This is a genomic window from Lysinibacillus sp. NPDC096212 (genome assembly GCF_044763105.1).
Classification (GTDB): Bacteria; Bacillota; Bacilli; order Bacillales_A; family Planococcaceae; genus Lysinibacillus.
Genome location: NZ_JBIWFQ010000061.1, coordinates 1 through 4,737, shown reverse-complemented (window position 1 = coordinate 4,737; position 4,737 = coordinate 1). Strand labels below are relative to the sequence as shown.

Annotated in this window: 3 protein-coding genes and 1 rRNA gene; all 4 read left to right on the top strand. The window is 31.7% G+C overall.

Translation table 11 applies throughout. The features are described 5' to 3' along the window. Positions 1 to 77: ribosomal RNA gene (rrf, locus tag ACIQ7T_RS28010) — 5S ribosomal RNA — on the top strand; the annotation flags it as partial. 333 nt (positions 78 to 410) lie between these two features. Further along, positions 411 to 1,583 (top strand): ATP-grasp domain-containing protein, encoded by a 1,173-nt coding sequence (locus ACIQ7T_RS27895; protein WP_370083779.1) that lies wholly within the window; start codon positions 411 to 413, stop codon positions 1,581 to 1,583. Positions 1,584 to 1,622: 39 nt separating this feature from the next. Beyond that, positions 1,623 to 3,305 (top strand): methyl-accepting chemotaxis protein, encoded by a 1,683-nt coding sequence (locus ACIQ7T_RS27890; protein ID WP_370083781.1) that lies wholly within the window; start codon positions 1,623 to 1,625, stop codon positions 3,303 to 3,305. A 192-nt stretch (positions 3,306 to 3,497) separates the two neighbouring features. Continuing rightward, positions 3,498 to 4,391, top strand: a complete 894-nt coding sequence (locus ACIQ7T_RS27885) for a patatin-like phospholipase family protein (RefSeq protein WP_370083783.1) — start codon at positions 3,498 to 3,500, stop codon at positions 4,389 to 4,391. Positions 4,392 to 4,737 lie beyond the last annotated feature (346 nt).

Genomic DNA, 4,737 nt, shown 5'->3' with positions numbered 1-4,737 from the left:
CCGAACACGGAAGTTAAGCTCTTTAGCGCCGATGGTAGTTGGGGGCTTCCCCCTGTGAGAGTAGGACGTCGCTAGGCAATGTAAACAGTCAGCTGTATGCTGGCTGTTTTTTTTATACAAAATTATACAAATAGTAATAAACCAAGAAGCTTAAATTAGCTTCTTGATTTTTTTTAGTTATTTACTTTAGCAAAAATTAATTTTCAAATAGTTAAATATACTCATTGATGTTTAGATATTTAAGTGTGCTTTTATTAACTTCAATGTAATATTACCCATGGTATAAAAAGTCAAAATTATGGATTTTATAGGTATTATATATTAGAATAGGTAATAGTCATTTTTACATACTTTTATAGATTCTTTTAGGATATGGATATGTAAAAAATATATGGATAGGAGTGTAAAAGTTGATAATACTAGATAGACCTTATGTTTCTGATTTATTAGCGCACACAATTAGTAAGAATAAAATTCCAGTTATCAAATTAAATGAAGTTTTTATACCAAACGAATCTACTATAGATTTAAAAAAGGTAGACGATTTGTTGATTGAATTAGAGAAGAGGAATTGTCCAATTCTCTTTAACTCTGAAAATGGACTTAATATTTTATCAAAATATGCACCTAATCACTATTTAACAACTGTTACAGATATTTTGAAAAATAAAGTTACTTTCAGGAAAACATTAAGTAGACATTATAAAGATTTCTTTTTCACAGAAGTTTCTCTAAAAGAATTAGAAGAATTAGATCCTAGTGCTCTACCTTTCCCTATTATTGTTAAGCCTGTTATAGGATATTCAAGTATAGGTGTACATCGTATTGATAAGGTAGAAGAATATAAAGAAACTATTAAACAACTTAAATTTGAAATGGAAGTTACAAGTTCAGACTATCCAATCGAAGTTATTAATAACCAATCATTTATAATTGAGAAATTAATTGAAGGTGATGAATACGCTGTTGACGTATATTTTACAGAAGACGGGGAACCTGTTATCTTAAATCTTTTTAAAAGAATGTTTAGGCATGAGAAAGACATGAGCGATAGAATTTACTATACGAGTAAGCAAGTAATAAATGAGTCCCTCAACAAAATTCAAGAATTTTTAGGAACTATTTCATCGTTCTTCGCTTTAAAACTTGCCCCTATACATATTGAAATTCGCATCGATAATGAGGGACAGATTGTTCCAATTGAAGTAAATCCACTTAGATTTGCTGGTATCGGTACAAATGAACTTGGCGTTCATGCATATGGTGTAAACGCATGTGAGTACTTTTTTAAACAACAAAAGCCTGATTGGGAAAATATAGTTAATCAAATGGATGATTCAATTTATAGTTTTTGTTGTGCTGAAATAGATGCCTCTATTGATTGTAAGCAAGTTGTATCTATTAATCATGAAGCGTTTAAACTAAATTTTGGTGAAATTTTAGAATATCGGCCAATGAAAGTGAATGAAAGCTCTACCTTTGCTGTAATCTTTCATAAATCACCGGATTTAAATGAGAATACAAGGTTATTGAACTTAGATCTGAATCAATATATTACGTTAAATGAATTGGTATTTGTTTAATAATGATTAATTTTTTTATTACAGTTAGGAGCGTTAATGATGTTTAAAGGTATGACAATTAGAAAGAAAATATTATTAAACGTATTAATGCCTATTGTTGTTATAAGCACAATTTTTAGCTTTGCCATTTTTATTGTAGCTGAACGTTTAATTGATGGGTATATTATTCCTCAGTTTGAAGAGAGCTTAACGATGAAAATGGAGGATTTTGATGAGCTATTTGATAAAGAATTAATCAATAGTGCTAAAACAAACAAAAGTGCATATCAAGAGTTATTGTCTAGAGGAAATGCATTTCAAGAAAAGTATGATTTAGAAAATGTGTATATTATGAGTAAAGTAGATAATAAAGAAGTCATTTTATTTTTAGGCAATGACGATAAGTATTTATCACCACTAGCGTTTACAGATGAACAAAAAGCAGCGCTAGGCACAACTAAAATGGTTACAAGTGATATTTATATAGATGATTACGGTGCCCATAAGTCTACATTTTTACAAGTTCAAGGAACAGATTCTGTCTTAGGATTAGATGAAGATGCAGATTTTATAGTTGATTTAGAAAATTTATTAATAAAAGTATGTGTATTATTAGCACTTATATTTATTGTGGTAAGTGGTATATTAGCATATTTCACTGCTAAAAGAATTTCTAAACCGTTAAATCAACTTGTAGATTACACTAAAGTAATTGCAGCTGGTGATTTAACGCAGGAAATAAAAAATTCAAGTAATGACGAAATTGGTCAGCTTGCATCAAGTTTTAATAGTATGCAAGTACAGCTAAAAGATGTTATAGGGCATGTATCCTCAACAGCAGACTATGTAGCAAATGGGTCTAAAGAATTGACTCAAAGTATAGAGCAAGTGACAGAAATGACTAATCAGGTATCAGCGGCGATTCAGGAAGTTTCAGTAAGTAGCGAAATGGTAACAACTGGGGCTATTCAAAATCAAATTGCGATTAGAGAAATATCAGAGGGTATAGTAGAAATTACGGAATCTACCACGAATGTCTCTGATGAATCTATTAAGACATCTGAAGAATCCAATCAAGGTAATAATGTTATTCAACAATCCGTACAAGGAATTGATTCGATTAACGAGCTTTCAAAAGCCTCTATGCAAATGACAGAACAAATGCATCAACGTTCTAAAGAAGTAGGACAAATTACAAATGTAATTACAAGTATTTCAGATCAAATTAATTTACTTGCACTAAATGCAGCTATTGAGGCTGCTCGTGCAGGTGAATATGGAAAAGGGTTTGCTGTTGTTGCGGATGAAATAAGACATTTAGCAGAACAATCTGCCCAATCTGCTAATGACATTACTAAATTAATCTCTGAAATGCAAAACAATTCTAATGAATCTGTTGACGCTATTACGAGAGTAGTAAATGAAATTGATCAAGAGACTGTCGCAATAAGATTGGCTGGAGATACTTTCCGAAAAATTTCATCTCTAATTTCAAACATTAGTATGCGAACGCAATCAATTGCTTCAACAGTAGAACAAATATCAGCAAGCTCTGAACAAGTATTAGGGACTACTGAGACAACTGTGCAATCATTGGAGCAGACATCAGCAGGTACCCAAAATATTGCTTCAACTATGCAAGAGCAATCTGCTTTTATGGAAGAAATGCTAGGAACTGCTAATCAAGTAAACGAGATGGTTGAAAACTTAAAAGGTCAAATTGCACATTTTAAAATTAAGTAATCTAAGCAATAACATTAACTAAGTTAAAAGGATTAGCTCTATCTTGAACAGAGCTAATCCTTTTACTATTTTTAGATCCGTATGTCAGTATCAAAGTCGTTTGTAAATTCGACAAAATACTCATTGAGTTCGTTCTATTTGTATATAACTCTTTATATAATGTAACGATTACTTGAAAAAGGAGAGGGAATTTTGTGGATTGATGGTGTTTTTTCTGGTGGCGGTTTGAAGGGGTTTGCACTAGTTGGGGCGTATCAAGTACTAGAAGCTGAAAATTTTCGCTTTAAACGGGTAGCTGGGACGAGTGCCGGGGCCATATTAGCTGCTTTTATTGCTGCGGGATATAGCGGAAAAGAAATCCAGACTATGTTAGAAGAGTTGGATGTACCTTCATTATTAGATCAAAGGAAAACTATCTTACCTTTCCCGTTTATGAAGTGGGTTAATGTTTATCACCATTTAGGTTTATATAAAGGAAAAGCATTAGAAAAATGGTTTTTTCAAAAATTAGCTGCAAAAGGTGTTTATACGTTCGGAGATTTACCTAGAGATTCATTAAAGTTAGTGGCCTCAGATTTAACAAATGGCAAAATGATGGTGTTACCGGATGATTTACAAAATTATCATATTGATGCGAAAAATTTTTCTGTTGCAAGTGCTTTACGTATGAGTTGTGGTATACCATTTTTCTTTGAACCAGTTACATTAAAAACAGGAAAAGGAGATTCAGTTATTGTAGATGGCGGTGTATTGAGTAATTTTCCGTTATGGGTATTTGATGATAGAGAAGGACGTAAGGTGCGGCCGATTATAGGGCTTAAATTGAGTAGACGTAGAGAAGAACAACACCCACATGAAATTAAAAATGGATTAAATTTATTTGAAGCTTTATTTTCTACTATGAAAGATGCTCATGATGAAAGATATATCTCAAGACGGCATGAAAGAGATATTATTTTCATTCCTGTCGATGATTATAGCGCTACTCAATTTGATTTAGATGAAGAGACTAAAGAAACACTTTTAGAGATTGGAAGAAACCGTACTATTCAATTTTTAAAAGCGTGGCCAAGATTTAAGTTATAAAACTTTTGAAAAAAATGAATAAAACTATTGACGCTCTATGAAGTAGATGATATTATATAAAAGTTGCTGATAAACATGCAACTAGAACAATATAAAAAATAACTGTTTGACAGTATGTGTGAAACATGTTATTATATAAAAGTTAACTCTTAACAAAGAGATGATGATTATAAATGAACCTTGAAAACTGAACAAGCAAAACGTAATCAATAAAGTTTTTAGTAACTAGCCTTGAGTTGGTGAACGAAACGAAATTTTGGACATCAAACATGATGCCAGCAAAACAATTTGAGCTTATCAAATTTCTTTTTATGGAGAGTTTGATCCTGGCTCAGGACGAACGCTG